The sequence below is a fragment of the Sphingomonas sp. CCH5-D11 genome (assembly GCF_001557395.1).
Lineage (GTDB): Bacteria > Pseudomonadota > Alphaproteobacteria > Sphingomonadales > Sphingomonadaceae > Sphingomonas.
On record NZ_LSKH01000306.1, the window covers coordinates 39,128 to 56,949 of the forward strand.

Genomic DNA, 17,822 nt, shown 5'->3' on the forward strand with positions numbered 1-17,822 from the left:
ACGAGGCCGCAGGTGACCCCTCAATGCTTCTTCGGCTTGAGGTGGAGCAGCCCGGCGATCACGCCGCCGATCACGAAGCCGAAGATCGCCGACAGCCCCGCATTGACGACCCAAGCCGCCATGCCGCCGATCCCCGGCACCGCATGGCGCGCGGCTTCGGCGGCATGCTCGATCCATTCGGGCAAGGGCGTCAGGTGAAATTCGTGCAGGCCGTGGACGATGATCTGCCCGCCCACCCATAGCATTGCCGCCGTGCCGATCGTGCCCAGCGCCTTCAGCACCACCGGCATGGCGGAAACCAGCCCGCGCCCGAGCGCCTGTGTCCCCGCGCCGGGCCGCCGCGCGAGCGACAGGCCGATGTCGTCCATCTTCACGATCAGCGCCACCGCGCCATAGACGCCCGCGGTGATCGCCAGGCCGACCAGCGCCAGCGCGATCGCCTGGTTGACGATGCTCTGGTCTGCCAGTTCCGCCAGCGCGATCGCCATGATCTCGCCCGACAGGATCAGGTCGGTGCGAATCGCCCCCGCGACCTGCCGGTCCTCCAGCTGCTTGGGATCGGTGATCTCGACCGCTTCCTCGCCGTGATGCTCGCCGCTGAGCGCCTCGATGATCTTCTCCGCGCCTTCGAAGCAGAGGAAGGCGCCGCCCGCCATCAGGATCGGGGTGATCGCCCAGGGCGCAAAGGCAGACAGGATCAGCGCGGCGGGCAGCAGGAACAGCAGCTTGTTGCGCAGGCTGCCGAGCGCGATCTTCCAGATGATCGGTAGCTCGCGCGTCGGCGACAGCCCCGTGACGTAGCGCGGGGTGACCGCCGTGTCGTCGATGACGACGCCGACCGCCTTGGATCCGGCCTTGGCCGAGGCGCCGGCTACATCGTCCAGGCTGGCCGCGGCCAGCTTTGCGAGTGCGGCAATGTCGTCGAGCAATGCGACGAGGCCACCGGCCATGTTGTAATCCCCCCTGTGTGACGGTCCCGCCCGCCATTGCCCAGGCTCAGCGCACAGGCAAGCCACTCGTTCCGGCGTTCATGGCACAAAAAAAGGGCCGACCCGCGAGGGATCGGCCATGAAAGTTTTTAGGAGAGGATGCCTGAAAGGCCCGATCCTTGTGCACCGCAACATAACATTCCGCAAGTGCAAAAGGTTTTGGCTCGATTGCAATTACTGCAATCGGCTCAGGTCGACAGAACGGTTGCTGATCGCCACAAAGGAGGAATGACGCTTCCCAAGCCCCCCGTCGCCGCCACTCGCCCCCATCAGTTCACGGCCCATGCCGTCACCATTGATGATCCCTGGGCGTGGCTGAAGGACCCGAACTATCCCGATGTGAACAACAGCGACGTCCTCGACTATCTGAAGGAGGAGAACGCCTATTTCGAGGCCGCCATGGCGCCGCACCGCCCCCTGGTCGACCGGCTCTATGAAGAGATGAAGGCGCGCATCAAGGAAGACGAATCGTCCGTGCCGCAAAAGGACGGAGACTGGCTGTACTGGACCGCGTTCGAGACCGGCGGCCAGTATCGCAAATGGTGGCGCAAGCCCGTCGCCGGCGGGCCGGACGAGCTGCTGCTGGACGAGCCGGCGCTGGCGGAGGGCAAGGAATATTTCCGCCTCGGCGCGTTCGCCGTGTCGAACGACGGAATGAAGCTGGCCTATGCCATCGACGATAACGGCTCCGAACGCTTCACCATCCATGTGAAGGATCTCGCCACCGGCACGCTGCTTCCCGATACGATCCCGGGCATGCTGTCCGATATCGTGTGGACCGCGGATGACAGCGGCTTCCTGTATGGCCTTGCGAACAAGGAATGGCGCACGGACAATGCCCGGCTCCACCGGCTCGGCACCGATCCTGCGCAGGACATCGAGCTCTATCACGAGGAAGACGAGGGCTATCGCGTCGCGGTGGCGGAAACCAGCGATCGCCGCTGGATCGTGATCGGCACGGGCGATCACGTGACCAGCGAGGTCCGCCTGCTCCCCGCCACCGATCCGCTCGCCGATCCGATCCTTGTCGCGCCGCGCCAGCCTGGCCGCGAATATGACGTGGACACGCATGGCGACACGCTGTTCATCCACACGAATGACGTGAACCCGATGTGGCGGCTCGTCACGGCGCCGATCAGCGCCCCGGGCGAATGGACCGAACTGATCGGTCCCTCGGCGCATTTCTACATGACGGGCGTCGAATGCTACCGTGACTTCTTCGTCGTGGAGGGGCGCGAGGACGGCCTCGATCAGGTGGCGATCCACCGCTACGACGCGCCGGCGGAAGGCGAACGGATCGCCTTTCCGGAGGCGAGCTATGCCGCCGGCCTCGGCGACAATCCCGAACATGACCAGACCGTTCTGCGGGTCGGCTACGAATCGATGGTCACGCCGGGCACCGTTTATGATTACGACACCGCCACGCGCACGCTGACGAAGCTGAAGGTGCAGGAGATCCCCTGCGGCTATGATGCCGGCCGCTATCGTACCGAGCGGCTGCACATCACCGCGCGCGATGGCACGCAAGTGCCCGTGTCGATCGTCTATCCGGCAGACTTCCCGAAGGATGGCAGCCGTCCACTGTTCCTTTATGCTTATGGCGCCTACGGCCACGCCATCCCGCCGGGCTTTTCGACCGGGCGGCTGTCGCTGCTCGATCGCGGCTTCGCTTATGCCATCGCGCATATCCGGGGCGGTGATGATCTGGGCCAGCAATGGTATCACGACGGCAAGCTCGAAAAGCGCACCAACACGTTCAACGACTTCGTGGACGTGGCGCGCGGGCTGATCGATCAGCGCTGGACCAGCGAGGGCCGCATCGCCATCGCGGGCCGGTCCGCCGGCGGCGAGCTGATGGGCGCGGTGGTGAATTCCGATCCGGAGCTGTGGGGCGCGGTGATCGCCGACGTTCCGTTCGTCGACGTGCTGAACACGATGATGGACGAAAGCCTGCCGCTCACGCCCGGCGAATGGCCCGAATGGGGCAATCCGATCTCCGATCCCGCCGCCTTCCAGCTGATCCGCAGCTACAGCCCCTATGATAACGTCCGCGCGCAGGCCTATCCGCCGCTGTTCATTTCAGGCGGCCTCAACGATCCGCGCGTCACCTATTGGGAGCCGGCCAAATGGGCGGCGAAGCTGCGCGCGACCAAGACGGACGACAACATCCTGTTGCTGAAGACCAACATGGGCGCCGGTCACGGCGGCAAGTCCGGTCGGTTCGAAAGCCTGCGTGAAGCGGCCGAGGAACATGCCTTTGTCCTGTGGCAACTCGGCGTGGAGGCGTGAGGGGAGCGCCGGCCATGGACTTCAGGTCCGCGTCATGACCATCGAGGCGATCATCGCCCGCTGGGGTGTCGCCGCGGTGTTCGCCGGTACCATGCTGGAGGGGGAAACCGCGGTGATCGCCGGCGGGCTGATCGCGCATCAGGGGCTGATCGCCTGGCCGCTGGCGCTTGCCGCCGGGGCGTTGGGATCTTTCCTGGCGGACCAGTTCTTCTTCGCCGCCGGACGCCGCTACCGCGATCGGCCGTTCGTGCGGCGATGGATGCAGAAGCGCGCCTTCGCCAAGGCGTTGCGGCTGCTGGAGCGTTACCCCGTCGGCTTCATCTTCGCCTTCCGCTTTTTGTACGGGTTCCGTACCGTCAGCCCGCTGGCGATTGGCACCAGCCGCGTACCGGCGGCGACCTTTGTCACCATCAACGCGCTTGCCGCGCTGATCTGGGCCAGCCTGTTCACGGCGCTTGGCTATTGGTTCGGTGAAGCGGTGACGGAGCTCGCCGGCCGGCTGCGCCCCAGCCGCCAGACGCTGTTGATGGGCGTGGCCGTGCTCAGCGGCGGATTCGCGATCTTTCAGTTCGTGCGGTGGTGGAAGGAACGATGAGCTTCACGAAGAGCTTCACGGCGCAGGCGGCGGACATCGATGAGCTTGGCCATGTGAACAATGCCGTCTGGGTCCGCTGGATTCAGGATCTGGCGGTCGCCCATTGGGAGGCGGTTGCCCCGGCGGACCATCGCACCGCCTACGTCTGGGTCGTGACCCGGCATGAGATCGACTATCGCGGCAATCTGGCGGAGGGCGGCCTCGCCACTGGGGAGACATGGGTGCCCGATCCGCCACGCGGTGCCCGCTTCAACCGCCACTTTCGCTTTGCCGATGGCGCTGGCCGGGTGCTGGTGGAGGGGATCACCACCTGGGCCTTGCTGGACCGAGCGAGCGGGCGGCTGGTGCGCGTCCGGCCGGAGATTGCGGCACCGTTTCTGGCGCCTTGATCGCCAGCTTGGGGAGAGCTTTGCCGATCGAGGCGTTGGGCCTGTTTCATCCGGTGTGAAAGCGAGGGTCGGTGCAGGGCGCGTTGGTGGCAGGGTTCTGGGGGCTGCTGGGCGGGTCCGCGCTTGTGCTGGGTGCCGCCATCGCCTGGGTCGCAACCCTGCCGCAGCGCCTCATCGCCGCGATCATGGCGGTCGGTGCCGGCGTTCTCATCTCCGCCGTGGCCTTTGATCTGATGGACGAGGCCTATCGGCAGGGAGGCTTTACCGCCACCGCGACCGGTTTTCTGGGCGGCGCCCTGGCCTATACAATCGCCAATATCATCGTCTCGCGACGCGGTGCGCGGCATCGCAAGCGATCCGGCTCCAATCCCGACGAGCGCCAGCATGGCGCGGTGGAAAGCTCCGGCGCGGCGATCGCGATCGGCGCCCTGCTGGACGGGATTCCCGAATCGGTAGTGATCGGGATCAGCCTGCTGGACGGGCGCGGCGTCGATGCGGTGACGGTCGCGGCGGTGTTCCTGTCGAACGTGCCGGAGGGGCTGTCGAGCGCCGCCGGCATGAAGCGCGCAGGGCGAAGCGCGCGCTACGTCTTCGGCGTGTGGGGCGGGATTGCGCTTGCGTCCGGCGTGGCGGCGATGATCGGCAATGTCGCGCTCGCCGGCGCAACGCCCGGCATGATCGCGGCCATCACCGCGCTGGCTGCCGGCGCCATTCTGGCGATGCTGGTCGATACGATGATCCCGGAAGCGACCGAAGCGACACACGATTATTCCGGTCTTATTGCGGTCAGCGGATTCCTGCTGGCCTTTGTCCTGTCGAAATCTGGCGGCTGACGGCGCAAAGGCTTGAACTCACGGGCTTGAATTCACCCTGCGCTTGCGACAAGACCAAGACCACTCGCAAGGACCCGGTGCAACTCCGGGTGGCTATCCCGGCCGCCGATCCGCCGGGCAACTCGCACATGCCTTCATCAGCCCGGCCCTGCATCAGGTGGGGCGGCGTGCGTTGTTCACCACAGGCCCATGACCCTTTTCTCCCGTGTCCGAACCGAATGGTTCGCCAGCGCCGCAGAGGCGCGCCGCGATGTCCTGGCGGGGATCGTTGTCGCCCTCGCGCTGATTCCGGAGGCGATCGGTTTCTCGATCATCGCCGGGGTCGATCCGCGCGTCGGCCTCTACGCCTCGGTGGCGATCGCCATCGTGATCTCGTTCCTCGGCGGACGACCCGCCATGATCTCCGCCGCCACGGCCGCCGTTGCCGTCGTGGTGACGCCGCTCGTGCGCGATCACGGCGTCGATTATCTGTTCGCCGCCACCATCCTGATGGCCGCGCTTCAGGTCGCCGCCGGTTTGCTGCGCCTCCACCTCGTCATGCAATTCGTGTCGCGATCGGTGATCACCGGCTTCGTCAATGCGCTGGCGATCCTGATCTTCATGGCGCAGCTGCCGCAGTTCACCGGCGTCACCTGGCACACCTATGCGATGGTCGCGGCGGGGCTCGCCATCATCTATCTCCTGCCGCGGCTGACCCGCGCGGTGCCGTCGCCGCTGGTTGCGATCTTGGTGCTCGCCGGGGCCAGTGTCGCGCTTGGCCTGCCGGTCCGTACCGTCGGCGACATGGGCCAGCTGCCCCAGGGGCTCCCCAGCCTGACGCTGCCGCAGGTGCCGCTCACGCTGGAAACGCTGCGCATCATCCTTCCTTACTCACTGACCATGGCGGCCGTCGGCCTGCTCGAATCGCTGCTGACCGCGCAGATCGTGGACGACATGACCGATACGGACAGCGACAAGCGCCGCGAATGCATGGGGCAGGGCGGGGCGAATCTCGCCGCCGCGCTGGTCGGCGGCATGGGCGGCTGCGCGATGATCGGCCAATCGGTGATCAACGTCACTTCCGGCGGTCGCAAGCGGCTGTCGACCTTCGTTGCGGGCGCCTTTCTGCTGTTCCTCCTCGCGGTGCTCGGTCCGATTGTGGGGCAGATCCCGATGCCGGCGCTGGTCGCGGTGATGATCATGGTGTCGATCGGTACCTTCAGCTGGAATTCGATCCCCAACCTGCGCCGACATCCGCCCACCTCCTCGATCGTCATGCTGGTGACGGTCGCGGTGGTCGTCACCACCCGCGATCTGGCGCAGGGCGTGCTGGCCGGTGTGCTGCTGTCGGGCATCTTCTTTGCCGGCAAGGTGCAGCGCATGTTCGCCGTGGTGCGCGAGCCGGACGGCGCGGGCACCACCTACCGGGTGGAGGGGGAGATCTTCTTCGCCTCCGTCGACCGCTTCGCGCGCGCCTTCCGGTCGGAGGAGGGGCGGCCAGTGACGATCGATGTCACCGCCGCGCATTTCTGGGACATTTCCGCCGTCGGTGCGCTCGACAAGATTGTCGCCCGCCTCCGCCGCGAAGCCTCCATCGTGTCCGTCATCGGCTACAACAAGGCCAGCGCCGATCTGGTCGATCGCTTCGCCCTGCACGACAAGACTGGGGTGGAGCTGGGTGCCGTGCCGCACTGAGGGAGGGGGAAGGGGAGGAACGCAATGTTCCCTTCCATTCGTCGCAAAGTTGATCTGTTATATCACGAAGCCAATTGATCCGACAGCATGGCTGACCTAACCATGGCCATGCCGTACGATGTGATTATGGCCGATCCGGTCCGGCCCCGTGGAGGCGAAAGCCCGCACTCCTATCCGGAGGCTGATCCGCTGGCGCAGCACCTGCCGGTCCCTATCGTCTATGACGAGGCGGATCCGCTGCCGCTGACCAGGCCAGCTCGTCCGTTGCGGGGCGATACGCCGATCTTCTTCGCCGCTGCGATCATCGATCCTGCGGAACGTCAGCTGCTGCGCCCGTTCCGCTAGGCCTGACGCCGCGCCCACCGTCGAGTTTCATCCCGCCGGTGGCGCAGCCGTGCCTCGATCAGCGCATTCGCGCGTGGAACAGCTCTCCGCCTTCCACCACCCAGATGATGCCCAGCACGACAAGGCCGATCGCCAGGTAGCCGATCGCCAGCGGGGTGGTCGTCCCGGCATAGGATTGTCCGATCGCCGATCCCACGACGACCGCGCCGATGCTGGTGATGAAGCCCTGCAATGACGAAGCGGTGCCGGCGATATGCCCCACCGGCTCCATCGCCATCGCGCCGAAGTTCGCGCCGCACAGACCGATGCACGTCATGCTGAGCGCCTGGAAGAAGATGTAGCTCCATAGCGTCTCCACGCCGGTCACCGTGACCGCGACATGCACGATCGACAGCGCGATCAGCCCCAGCACCGCCGTCTGGGAGATCAGGCGCGTGCCCAGCCGTTCGACCAGCTTGGCATTCATGAAGGACGCCGCGCCCATCGCGCAGGCGCAAATGGCGAACAGCAGGGTGAAGCGGTCGCCCGCGCCGAATTCATCGACGAAGATCTGCTGTGACAGCGATACAAAGGCGATGATCCCGCCAAAGGTCAGCGACGCTGCAATGGCATAGCCCAGCGAATATCGGTTGGTGAGCGTCAGCCGGTAGTTGGCGCTGAGCGTCGCCAGCGAGATCGGCACGCGCCGTGCCACCGGCAGCGTTTCCGGCAGGCGCACCAGCGTCCAGGCGAGCACCAGGGCCGCAAAGCCGCCCAACGCGTAGAAGATGAAGCGCCACGGCCCGAACGCCAGCAGCAGCTGCCCCAGCGAGGGCGCGAGGATCGGCACCAGGAAGAAGATCATCTGCGCCACCGACATGGTTCGCGCCATTTGTCGCCCGGATGAACCGTCACGAACAATGGCAACCGCCAGCACCCGCGTCGATGCCGACATCAGCCCCTGCAGCAGCCGCGCGCCCAGCAGCGCGGCGAAGCTCGCCGATCCCGCGGCAAAGATGCTCGCCCCGACGAAACCCGCCAGCGTCAGCGTCAGCACCGGCCGCCGGCCATAGCGATCGGCCAGCGGGCCATAGAGCAGCTGCCCGGCGCCAAAGCCGACCATATAGACGGTGATGATCCATTGGCGGTGATTGGCTTGGGTCACGCCCAGTTCGTGCCCGATGTCGGCCAGCGACGGCAGCATCAGGTCCACGCCGAACGCATTCACCGCCATGACGGCGGCGACAAAGGCGACGAATTCGCGGGGATGCATGCCGGGCGGTGCGGGATGGGAAGTCATGCGCCTGCCTATCGGGACAGGAACGCCGCGGCACAAGCGCAGCTTTGCCCGTTGTCAGCCTTCCTCGACCGGCGCGACATCGACGGAGACGCTCATCTCCTGTGCGCCCGACCCCAGGACGACGCCATCGACCGGGGCAATTTCGGCATAGTCGCGGCCCACCGCCACCACGATATGGTCGCTTGCCATCCAGATGCCGTTGGTGGGATCCAGCCCGATCCAGCCGCGCGACGGCCCGCACCACAGCAGGACCCAGGCATGGGTCGCATCGGCGCCGACCAGCCGCTCCTGCCCGGGTGGCGGAATGGTGCGGATATAGCCCGAGGCATAGGCCGCCGGCAGCCCGGCGGCGCGCAGCCCGGTGATCATGATCTGCGCGAAATCCTGGCAGACGCCGCGGCGCTTGGCGAAGGCTTCGTGCGGCGGCGTATCCACTAGCGTCGCCGCCGGATCGAACTCGAAATCGCGCTGGATGCGGCGGGCAAGGGCGATGCCCGCATCCAGCGCGTTGCGCCCCGGCTCCAGATCGGGCGCGCAATAAGCGGCGATTTCCCGGTCGAGCGGGATCAGGGGGGAGGGGAACAGATAGCTGGAGGGGCCCGCGGCGGTAAGGTCGCGGCTGTCGCGCGCCATTGCCGCCACTTCGCCCAGCGTCGGATCGCCTGATTCGGGGTTGGGCACCAGCCGGTCCACAGCGATGCGCGCGATGCTTTCGATCGTCAGCCGGCGCACCGGTTCGTCCACCGTCAGCCGCGTGACATTGGCCAGCCCCGCCTCGGCCCGCGCCGGCGTGGTCCGCCCGGCCGGCGACACGCGCAGAATATAGGAGTCGAGCCGTTGGCCGGGCCAGTCGATCGGCTCCAGCCGCAGGTTGCACCGGGCGAATTTGACGTGCGCGCCATAATCGAAGCGCGTGATATGAGCGATGTCGTAGATCATGTTGTCCGGAAAATCGGTGTCGCTCACGCCAGCGTCAGCCCGCCCGCGCGAAGCGGCTCGGCGCCTTGCAGAAAATAGCGCCGTGCGATGGCGTCGGACAGGGTGGAAAGGCGGCGCTCGGTCGTGTTCAGCATATCGGCGTTGATTGTGGCGGCGCGCGCCACCGACACCATCGCCTTCAGCTCTGTCGCTTCCGCCTGTTGCTCCTCTGCCATGCCATCGTCCTGCAGCACGGGTAGCTCACACAGATGCTCCCAGATCCGCTCGACCTGGAATGCCAGCGCGCGCGGGTTGCCGGGATCGAGCGCGACCAGATCGAGCACCGGCACGCGCGCCAGCCCCGTCAGGTAACGCTGGCGATAGCTGATCTGGCTGTTGGCGAGGTCCAGCAGCGTGGACAGGTCGTCCAGCGATGCGCCGGGCAGGCCGAAGGTGCGGGTCGCGCGAACGATCGCCAGCGCGCGCTCGATCCGCCGGCCCAGATCATGGAACCGCCAGGCCGCCGTCCGGCTCATATGTTCGGCCGACAGGCCGGCGATCGCGGCATAGCGGCGCTGCAGCGAGCCGGTCCGGTCCAGCATGCCGCGATGCGTGGGGAAGGGCGCATCCAGCAGCCGCACCATGTCCGCCGACAGGCGATCGCGCGAGACATTGCCGATGCGCCGCGCCTGCACGTTCATCTCGGCCACGGACTGCCAGCCAGCACCCACCGATTCCATCGCGGTGCGCGCCATCTGCGTCAGGTCCGGCCGTTTCAGCGCGGTCGGCAGTGGTGCGGCGCCGGCGGCGGCCAGCATACCGACCAGCCGGCTGACCGTGTCGGGCCCGAGCGCCGCGCCGCCGTCGGCATCGATCGAATTGCCCAGCATCACGCGAATGATCGCCAGCAGCGCTTCGCCGCGCTCGAGATAGCGGCCCAGCCAGAAGAAATTGTCCGCCACCCGGCTCGGCAGCGTGCCGGGATTGCGGCGCACGTGATGCGAATCAGGTGCCGGCAGCAGCGATACCGGGTCGACGGGATCGCGGCCGTAGATCACCACGTCGGCGGACCAATTGCCCTCGCCCATTACCGCCGCGCGCGGATCGGGATGCTCGCCGATCCGGCAGAAGCCGCCGGGCAGCACCGTCCATCGCCCGTCGGGGCCGCGCGCGGCGAACACGCGCAGCGTGAAGGGCCGCGCGACCAGCGCCTCGTCACCCACCACCGGCATGGTCGACAGCCGCACGATCTCCTGCCCGACATAATCCTGCGGGCGCCGCTCCAGATCGGCAAGCAAGGTGGCGCGCTGCGCATCGGTCAGGTCGCCGCCCGAAACCGGGGCGTCGCCCGGCAGGCCCAGGGTGCCGCCGCCGAAGGCGGGGCTGATCAGCAGGTTTGCGAGATCCTCCTCCACGCGCGCGCGCTCGGTCGGCTGGCCGCACCACCAGGTGGCGATATTGGGCAGGCTGAGCCCGGCGCCCGTCAGCCGCGTGCACAATTGCGGCAGAAAGGCATTCCACGCCGGCGCCTCCAGCACGCCCACGCCCGGCGCATTGGCGAGCAGCACGTTGCCGGTGGCATAGGCATCGATCAGGCCCGGAACACCGATCTTGGAGTGGGTGTCGAACGCCAGCGGATCGAGAAAGCGGGGGTCGAGCCGGCGCCACAGCGCGTCTATCCTCTTCAGCCCGCCGATGGTGCGGACATAGACCCGGTCTTCCAAGGCCGCGAGATCCGCGCCTTCCACCAGCAACAGCCCCAGGTATCGCGCGAGATGCGCCTGTTCGGGATAGCTCGGATTGTAGCGCCCTGGCGTCAGCAGCCCGATGCGCGGGTCGGTGCGCGCGCAGGCGGCGGCGAGCCCGTCGCGGAATGCGGCAAAGAAGGGCGCGTGCCGGGCGACGTTGAGCCGCGCCTGCAATCCACCCAGTGTCCGGCTCACGGCCAGCCGGTTCTCCAGCGCGTAGCCCGCACCCGTTGGGGATCGCAGGTGGTCGGCCAGGACACGCCATTCGCCGGTGGGGCCGCGCCCCAGGTCCACCGCCACGAAGTGCAGATGGTGTCCTCCCGGCGGCGTCAGGCCGACGAGCTGGCGCAGGAAGAAGGGGCTGCCCGCCACCAAAGCGGCCGGAACAAGGCCGCGGGCGACAAGCTTCGCCTCGCCATAAAGATCCGCCAGGATTGCCTCGAACAGGTCGGCGCGCTGCACGACGCCGCGCTCGATGTGGCGCCATTCGTCCCCGTCGATCAGCAGCGGGACCGGGGAGAGCGGCCAGGATCGCTCCTCCGTCTCGCCGATGATGCGAAAGCCGGTGCCGATGTCGGCGGCATGGCGTTGCACCCGCTCGCGCGCATGGCCCAGATCGTCGCCGACCAGCGCGGCAAGCTCCTCGAACATCGCCAGCCACGGCGCGTCCTCCGCCGCGCACAGCACGTCGCCGCCGGTGCCCGCATGGGCCCGGTAATCGTCCACCCAGCGACGCGCATGCGTCGCGGCACCGAAAAGGGCCTGTTGTGTTGCCAAGCCGGGCTCCTAAGCGGCGCGGACCCTAGCGGTGCCCGCTGCACGCGCAATATGAAACTGCTTGGCCCGCGCATGTGCTGGCCGCTTGGTGATGGCCCGGGTTAAAGATCGGGCAGAACCTGATCCGCGACGCCCCAGCCGGCGAGTGCCCGGCTGCCCGCGCGCTCGATCAATTCCTGAGTGGCCGAAACGCTCCAGTTTGCGGCCGTTTCAATCTGGCGCAGCTCCGTCCAAGATACCGGCGCGGCCACCGGTGCCCCGGCGCGGGCGCGCGCCGAATATGGCATGATCGCGGTCGCGCCGCGCTGGTTGCGCAGCCAGTCGATGAAGATACGCCCCTTGCGCTTGGCCTTGCTCATGGTCGCGACGAACCGGTCAGGCTCTGCTTGCGCCAGCGCCCGCGCGAACCGGTCGGCGAAGCTTTTCACCGCCGGCCATTCCGCCTCCGGGGTCAGCGGCACGACGACATGCACGCCCTTACCCCCTGAAAGCATGGGAAAACTGGTGAGGCCAAGCTCGGCGAGCTGGTTCTTCAAATGCTCGGCCCCCTTCTTCGTGTCGTCGAAATCCAGTCCCTCGTCGGGGTCGAGATCGAACACCAGCCGGTCCGGCCGTTCGAGATGGTCGACGTTCGATCCCCAGCCGTGGAACTCGATGGTCCCCATCTGGACGCAGGCGACCAGCCCGTCGGCATTATCCACCCACAGGTAATCTTCTGTACTTCCGTCCTTTTCCTTGATCGGGACCTGGTGAACATGCTCGCCGAACGACCCCGCATCATGCTTTTGGAAGAAGCATTTTCGCGCGCGTCCCTGCGGGCAGCGGACCAGGCTGACCGGCCGCCGCGCGACCCATGGCAGCATGATTCCGGAAACGGCTGCATAATAGTCCGCAAGATCGCCCTTGGTGACGCTGGACTCGGGAAAGATCAGGCGGTCGCGGTTGCTGATCTTGATGCTGGTGATCGCCGGCGCGGGCGCCGGCTGCGGCGTCTCGGCCACCACATCCTTCGCGCTCTTGTCACCGCGCAGCCCGAGAAAGCTGGGATGCCTCAAGAGCTTGTCGGGTGTCGTCTCGGTAAAGGCGATCTCCGCCACCAACTTCGGGCTCACCCATCGGGCATTGCGGACGGCCGCGCGGCCGAGGTTCTTGGGCACTTCCACCGTTGGTGTCTTGCGCTCCAGCTTGGCAAGCTTCTCGCCAAGTTCCAGCATGAGCTGGTTCGAAAATCCGGTCCCGACCTTGCCGGCATAGCGCAGCTTGCCATCTTCATGCACGCCCAGCAGCAGGGAGCGAAAGCCGCGCGCCTTGTCCGATGTCGTCCAGCCGACGATCACGAATTCCTGCCGGCGGGTGCATTTGATCTTGAGCCACGCCTTGGTGCGTGACGCGCGATAGGGCGCATCCACCTGTTTGGACACGACACCTTCCAGCCCCTCCTGGCACATGCGCTCGAGCAGCGTTTCACCCGCGCCGATCACATGCTCGCTGAACTGCAGGCGGTCGGAACCGGGAACAAGCGCGCGCAGCCGCTCCTTGCGCTGCACGTTGGGAAGGGCGCGCAGGTCCTCACCGTCGAGCTCCAGCAGGTCGAAGGCGAAGAAGGTCATGTCTCCGCCCGCCGAGATGGCGTTCTTCAGGGTGGAAAAGTCCGGCCGGCCGTCCTTGAAGGCGACGATCTCCCCGTCGATCAGAGCGTTGCCGACATCAAGCTGTGCGGCGGCTGCCGCGATCGCGGCGAACTTGTCGGTCCAGTCTAGGCCATTGCGGGTATACACTTTGGCCGTTCCGCCGCCCACCGCGATGAGCGCGCGATAGCCGTCATACTTCATCTCGTGCATCCATCCGGAACCGGATGGCACGGCGTCGACCAGCGTACAGAGCTGGGGTTCCGAGAAGGCCGGAGGCTTCAGCTTGGCGCTGGCGCGCCGCTTTCGAGCGGGCGCCGGCGTGGGCGCGCTGGTGTCGACGGCTTTCTTCCCCTTGGCGATCCGCTTTGCGGCTGGTGCCCGCGCGGGCTTGCCCTCGGCGATCTCCTGCATCGTGCGGCCGGTGGAAACACTGGTCAGGCCCGTCTCCACCAACGTGTCAGTCCCGCCGGCCTGCGCATCGTCGATCTTGCGAAGCAGCCAGTTCTCCCGCTTTTCCTTGCCGCGCGGCTTCAATCGGATCAGCAGCCATTCGCCCTTCATCCGTTCGCCATCGAGCACGAAGTGAAGATGGCCTTTTTCCAGATCCTTGGCCGACTTCCCCTTGATGACGGACCAGGTTCCCCGATCCCACAGCATAACGGTGCCGCCGCCATATTCGCCCTTCGGAATGGTGCCTTCGAAGGTCCCGTAGCTGAGCGGATGATCCTCCGTGCGAACCGCCAGGCGCTTTTCATTGGGATCAAGGCTCGGCCCGCGCGTCACCGCCCAGCTCTTCAGCACGCCATCCAGTTCCAGGCGGAAATCCCAGTGCAAACGAGTGGCATCATGCTTCTGGACGATGAAGCTGTTGCCATTCCCGGGCGCCAAGGTGCCGGCAGGCTCGGCCGTCTTCGCGAAATCACGCTTGGCGTTGTACAGCGCGAGGGGATCGGTGCTCATCGTGCGGCTCCGGTGCCATGATGGCGGTCATCAGCGATTTGGCCCGCCCATGCGGTCGGGCGTGCATTGATGCTGTGGCCCCGCTCAGGCACGTTTTCTCGCGGGCGGCTTCTTGGCCGCGGCTGGCTTGGCGGGCGCTTTCTTGGCAGCGGGTTTTTTGGCGGCCGGCTTCTCCGTAGCGGCAGCACTGCCCGACTTCTCCATCGACTTCTTCAAGGCAGCCATCAGGTCGACGACGTTGGATGCCGATCGGCCGCCGCCCTCGTCTTCCTCGATGATCTTGCGGTTCGGCTTCTGCTTGCGCTTCCGGTCGATCAGGTTTTTCAGCGCATCGACGTAGCGGTCGTGGAATTCCTGCGGATCGAACGCCGAGCTCTTTTTCTCGATCAGCGCTTCCGCAAGCTCGAGCAGCTCGGTGTCGGGCTTTTCGTCGGGAATGTCGCGGAAATAGCTCTGGGCGCGGTTCACCTCGTCGGCATAGCGCAGCGTTTCCAGGACCATGCCGCGCCCGCACGGCTTCAGGCTGACCACATATTCGCGCCCGCGCATGGCAAGCTGGCCAAGCCCGACCTTCTTGGTGCGTTTCAGCGCCTCCCGAAGAACGATGAACGCTTCCTCGGCGAGATCGTCGGCGGGCACGACGAAATAGGGCTTTTCGTAATAAAGGACGTCGATGTCGCTCGCGTCGACGAACTGGGTGAGCTCAAGCGTCTTCTTGGACTCCAGCTTGACCGAGTCGATCTCATCCTGATCGAGCAGGACGTACTCGTTCTTCTCGATCTCGAACCCCTTCATGATGTCGTCGGGATCGACCGGACCGACCCCCTCCGCCACCTTTTCGTAGTGGATCGGCTTGCCGGTCGGTTCGTGAATCTGGCGAAACTTCACGGCGGCACCGGATTTGGTGGCGGAGTAGATCTCCACCGGGATCGAGACGAGCGCGAGGCGGATCTGTCCCTGCCAGTAAGCGCGAGCGGGCATGGTCGGGCCTTTGTCGTTGCGAGGCCGATTCAAATCCCGGCGCGGGGAGTCGTTCCGCGATTTGTACGGTGCTAAGGGCCGGGCATGACCACAGACCCCTTCACCTTGTTCGACAGCTGGTTTTCCGAGGCCCGGGCGAGCGAGCCGAACGATCCCAATGCCATGGCGCTGGCGACCGCCGAGGCGAGTGGACGGCCGGCCGTTAGGATGGTGCTGCTGAAGGGGCACGGGCCCGACGGATTCGTCTTCTATACCAACCGCGGAAGCCGGAAAGCGGAGGATCTGGCGGCGAACGCGCAGGCCGCACTGCTTTTCCACTGGAAATCGCTGCGTCGTCAGGTGCGCATCGAAGGCACCGTCAGCCGGGTGTCCGATGCGGAGAGCGACGCGTATTTCGCCTCGCGCGGGCGCGACTCGCAATTGGGCGCCTGGGCATCTGAACAGTCACGGCCACTGGCGGCGCGCTCGATCTTCGAGGCGCGGTTCGAGGCGATGCAATTCCGCTTCGAGGGCGGGGACGTGCCGCGACCCCCGCATTGGGGCGGCTACCGCGTGGTGCCCGACCGGATCGAATTTTGGCAGGACCGCGCACATCGGTTACATGAGCGTCGATTGTTCACGCGCGCCGACGACGATGGCGGCGCAAGCTGGATCGAAGGCCTGTTATATCCATGACGCGGGAAGAACGTCGCCGTTTCGTTCCGTTCGCCATGCGCGCCGCGCTGGCGAGCGTCGCGACGGCCACCTTTCTGTTGGCGCTGAAGGGCTATGCGGCATGGCACACCGGATCGGTGGCGATGCTGGGCAGCCTGGCGGACACCGGGCTCGACCTGCTCGCCAGCGTGGTCACGCTTTATGGCGTGAAGGTCGCGGCCGAGCCGGCGGATCATGATCATCGCTTCGGCCACGGCAAGGCCGAGGCGCTCGCCGCCTTGTTTCAGGTGGTGCTGATCACGGCCTCAGCCATCGGCATCGCGGCGCGCGCGATCGAGCGCTTCTCCCATCCGCGGGTGAATGAGGATGCGTCGCTCGGCATCGGAGTATCGCTGATCGCGATCGTCGCGACCTTTGCGCTGCTTGCTTATCAACGCAGCATCATCCGCCAGACCGGGTCCGTCGCGATCCTGGCCGATAATGTCCATTATCAATCCGACGTGCTGCTAAACGTGGCCGTTGTCGCCGCGTTGATCCTCGATCAGTTCATGGGCGTGGCCGGGGCAGATCCGGTGTTCGGCATCGCCATCGCGCTTTGGCTCGTCTGGGGCGCGTTCAAGGCGTCCAGTCAGGCCATCGACATGCTGATGGACAAGGAATGGCCCGACGAGCAGCGCGCCGCCTTTATCGAGATCGCGGCGCGCCAGCCGGGCATTCGCGGGATCCACGATTTCCGCACCAGACGGGCCGGCACGCACGATTTCGCGCAATTCCACATGGAGGTGGATCGCAATCTGACGGTCGCGGCGGCGCATGACATCGTAGAGAGCGTGGAGCGGCGCCTGCGAGATGTCTTCCCCCGTGTCGAGGTGCTCATCCACCTAGATCCTGAAGGACATGTGGACACGGACAATCCGCTGGTAGAGGCGGACGTGACACCCCATTGGTTCGGAAAGCGCGTATGAGAATCCCCTTCGCCCAGATCGACGCCTTCGCGGATGCACCGTTCACCGGAAATCCGGCGGCGGTGATGCCTTTGTCGTCGTGGCTGGACGATGCGACGCTCCAGGCGATTGCTGCCGAAAACAACCTATCCGAGACCGCTTTTCTGGTGCCGGCAGAGGGAGTTGCCGATTTCGAGCTGCGGTGGTTCACGCCTGCCGCAGAAGTTGCGCTGTGCGGCCATGCGACGCTGGCGAGCGGCCATTTCGTGCTGTCATCGGAGCCGAGCCGACACGCCGTCCGCTTCGCCACACGGCAGGCGGGCGTTCTGGAAGTGGCGCGCCATGCAGCGGGCTATGAGATGGCATTGCCCGCTTGGGCGCCACAGCCGCGGCCGCTGGACGACATTGTCGCAGCGCTTGGCGTCGAGGCGCGCCAGACCCTGTGGCACGACAAGGGCTATGCACTGGTCATCGTGGACAATGAGGCAGCCGTCCGGGCGGCGGCGCCTGATGCGCGAGCGGTGCGAGCGCTGGGCCCAATCGTCCATATCGTCGCAGCGCAGGGTGAGACGGCGCAGGTGGTGAGCCGCGTGTTCACCGAATATTTCGACATTCCGGAGGATCCGGTGACCGGATCGGCGCACGCGGTCATGGTGCCTTATTGGGCCCAAGTTATTGGCACCGAAACGTTCTCGGCGTTCCAGGCAAGCGCGAGAGGGGGGCGGATCGGCTGCCGCCTGGATGGCGAGCGCGTGCTGCTGACCGGTTCGTGCGTGACGACGATCGAGGGAACGTTCCTGCTTCCCTGAAGGCTCG

At 66.2% G+C, this 17,822-nt stretch carries 15 protein-coding genes and 1 other annotated feature; of the genes, 9 read left to right on the forward strand and 6 right to left on the reverse strand.

What is annotated here, in order from left to right; translation table 11 throughout:
• Positions 1 to 20: 20 nt before the first annotated feature.
• Positions 21 to 950 (reverse strand): DUF808 domain-containing protein, encoded by a 930-nt coding sequence (locus AX702_RS18715; RefSeq protein WP_066781924.1) that lies wholly within the window; start codon positions 948 to 950, stop codon positions 21 to 23.
• Positions 951 to 1,217: 267 nt separating this feature from the next.
• Here AX702_RS18715 and AX702_RS18720 point away from each other — a divergent pair, with 267 nt between their 5' ends.
• The 6 genes from AX702_RS18720 (at position 1,218) to AX702_RS18745 (ending at position 7,114) form a co-directional block, all read left to right on the forward strand.
• Complete coding sequence (locus AX702_RS18720; protein ID WP_066781925.1) at positions 1,218 to 3,278, forward strand: S9 family peptidase; 2,061 nt, start codon at positions 1,218 to 1,220, stop codon at positions 3,276 to 3,278.
• Between the two features lie 34 nt (positions 3,279 to 3,312).
• A complete protein-coding gene (locus AX702_RS18725) occupies positions 3,313 to 3,873 on the forward strand; it encodes a DedA family protein (protein ID WP_066781926.1) in 561 nt (186 codons plus the stop codon).
• Entirely contained in the window at positions 3,870 to 4,262 is a 393-nt protein-coding gene (locus AX702_RS18730) for an acyl-CoA thioesterase (protein ID WP_066781927.1), read from the forward strand. Before AX702_RS18725 ends, AX702_RS18730 begins: the two co-directional genes overlap by 4 nt.
• A gap of 86 nt (positions 4,263 to 4,348) precedes the next feature.
• Positions 4,349 to 5,095 (forward strand): ZIP family metal transporter, encoded by a 747-nt coding sequence (locus AX702_RS18735; protein WP_231731941.1) that lies wholly within the window; start codon positions 4,349 to 4,351, stop codon positions 5,093 to 5,095.
• Between the two features lie 67 nt (positions 5,096 to 5,162).
• Positions 5,163 to 5,218: a sequence feature (sul1 is cis-regulatory element that is thought to sense ions involved in sulfur or methionine metabolism; They are found in Alphaproteobacteria), on the forward strand.
• A 66-nt stretch (positions 5,219 to 5,284) separates the two neighbouring features.
• Positions 5,285 to 6,769, forward strand: a complete 1,485-nt coding sequence (locus tag AX702_RS18740) for a SulP family inorganic anion transporter (RefSeq protein ID WP_066781929.1) — start codon at positions 5,285 to 5,287, stop codon at positions 6,767 to 6,769.
• A gap of 87 nt (positions 6,770 to 6,856) precedes the next feature.
• Positions 6,857 to 7,114 carry a hypothetical protein gene (locus AX702_RS18745; protein ID WP_156455596.1) on the forward strand — a complete coding sequence of 86 codons (258 nt, stop codon included), beginning with the start codon at positions 6,857 to 6,859 and terminating at the stop codon, positions 7,112 to 7,114.
• A 58-nt stretch (positions 7,115 to 7,172) separates the two neighbouring features.
• Here AX702_RS18745 and AX702_RS18750 read toward each other — a convergent pair whose 3' ends face one another.
• The 5 genes from AX702_RS18750 to ku all read right to left on the reverse strand — a co-directional run bounded on the left by AX702_RS18750 (position 7,173) and on the right by ku (position 15,408).
• The gene (locus tag AX702_RS18750) at positions 7,173 to 8,366 is read right to left on the reverse strand and encodes a multidrug effflux MFS transporter (protein WP_066781931.1); all 1,194 of its coding nucleotides are present in this window, start codon (positions 8,364 to 8,366) and stop codon (positions 7,173 to 7,175) included.
• Between the two features lie 81 nt (positions 8,367 to 8,447).
• A complete protein-coding gene (locus tag AX702_RS18755) occupies positions 8,448 to 9,332 on the reverse strand; it encodes a transglutaminase family protein (protein ID WP_066781958.1) in 885 nt (294 codons plus the stop codon).
• Between the two features lie 23 nt (positions 9,333 to 9,355).
• Complete coding sequence (locus AX702_RS18760; protein WP_066781932.1) at positions 9,356 to 11,836, reverse strand: circularly permuted type 2 ATP-grasp protein; 2,481 nt, start codon at positions 11,834 to 11,836, stop codon at positions 9,356 to 9,358.
• Positions 11,837 to 11,937: 101 nt separating this feature from the next.
• Positions 11,938 to 14,427, reverse strand: coding sequence for a DNA ligase D (ligD, locus tag AX702_RS18765; RefSeq protein WP_066781933.1), 2,490 nt, complete (start codon positions 14,425 to 14,427; stop codon positions 11,938 to 11,940).
• A gap of 84 nt (positions 14,428 to 14,511) precedes the next feature.
• Complete coding sequence (gene ku / locus AX702_RS18770) at positions 14,512 to 15,408, reverse strand: non-homologous end joining protein Ku (protein WP_066781934.1); 897 nt, start codon at positions 15,406 to 15,408, stop codon at positions 14,512 to 14,514.
• 84 nt (positions 15,409 to 15,492) lie between these two features.
• Here ku and pdxH point away from each other — a divergent pair, with 84 nt between their 5' ends.
• Genes pdxH through AX702_RS18785 form a run of 3 tightly spaced genes read left to right on the forward strand, consistent with a single transcriptional unit; the run spans position 15,493 to position 17,815 of the window.
• The gene (gene pdxH, locus AX702_RS18775) at positions 15,493 to 16,083 is read left to right on the forward strand and encodes a pyridoxamine 5'-phosphate oxidase (protein WP_066781935.1); all 591 of its coding nucleotides are present in this window, start codon (positions 15,493 to 15,495) and stop codon (positions 16,081 to 16,083) included.
• Positions 16,080 to 17,027: a cation diffusion facilitator family transporter gene (locus tag AX702_RS18780; RefSeq protein WP_066781936.1), complete on the forward strand. Its 948-nt coding sequence runs from the start codon at positions 16,080 to 16,082 to the stop codon at positions 17,025 to 17,027. Before pdxH ends, AX702_RS18780 begins: the two co-directional genes overlap by 4 nt.
• Positions 17,024 to 17,815, forward strand: a complete 792-nt coding sequence (locus AX702_RS18785; protein WP_066781937.1) for a PhzF family phenazine biosynthesis protein — start codon at positions 17,024 to 17,026, stop codon at positions 17,813 to 17,815. The genes AX702_RS18780 and AX702_RS18785 overlap by 4 nt, the downstream gene beginning before the upstream one ends.
• Positions 17,816 to 17,822: the final 7 nt, after the last annotated feature.

Bases quoted from the DNA above. Each gene is read 5' to 3' on its own strand.
- AX702_RS18715 (WP_066781924.1), bottom strand. From the start codon at position 950: ATGGCCGGTGGCCTCGTCGCATTGCTCGACGACATTGCCGCACTCGCA.
- AX702_RS18720 (WP_066781925.1), top strand. From the start codon at position 1,218: ATGACGCTTCCCAAGCCCCCCGTCGCCGCCACTCGCCCCCATCAGTTC.
- AX702_RS18725 (WP_066781926.1), top strand. From the start codon at position 3,313: ATGACCATCGAGGCGATCATCGCCCGCTGGGGTGTCGCCGCGGTGTTC.
- AX702_RS18730 (WP_066781927.1), top strand. From the start codon at position 3,870: ATGAGCTTCACGAAGAGCTTCACGGCGCAGGCGGCGGACATCGATGAG.
- AX702_RS18740 (WP_066781929.1), top strand. From the start codon at position 5,285: ATGACCCTTTTCTCCCGTGTCCGAACCGAATGGTTCGCCAGCGCCGCA.
- AX702_RS18745 (WP_156455596.1), top strand. From the start codon at position 6,857: ATGGCTGACCTAACCATGGCCATGCCGTACGATGTGATTATGGCCGAT.
- AX702_RS18750 (WP_066781931.1), bottom strand. From the start codon at position 8,366: ATGCATCCCCGCGAATTCGTCGCCTTTGTCGCCGCCGTCATGGCGGTG.
- AX702_RS18755 (WP_066781958.1), bottom strand. From the start codon at position 9,332: ATGATCTACGACATCGCTCATATCACGCGCTTCGATTATGGCGCGCAC.
- ligD (WP_066781933.1), bottom strand. From the start codon at position 14,427: ATGAGCACCGATCCCCTCGCGCTGTACAACGCCAAGCGTGATTTCGCG.
- ku (WP_066781934.1), bottom strand. From the start codon at position 15,408: ATGCCCGCTCGCGCTTACTGGCAGGGACAGATCCGCCTCGCGCTCGTC.
- pdxH (WP_066781935.1), top strand. From the start codon at position 15,493: ATGACCACAGACCCCTTCACCTTGTTCGACAGCTGGTTTTCCGAGGCC.
- AX702_RS18780 (WP_066781936.1), top strand. From the start codon at position 16,080: ATGACGCGGGAAGAACGTCGCCGTTTCGTTCCGTTCGCCATGCGCGCC.
- AX702_RS18785 (WP_066781937.1), top strand. From the start codon at position 17,024: ATGAGAATCCCCTTCGCCCAGATCGACGCCTTCGCGGATGCACCGTTC.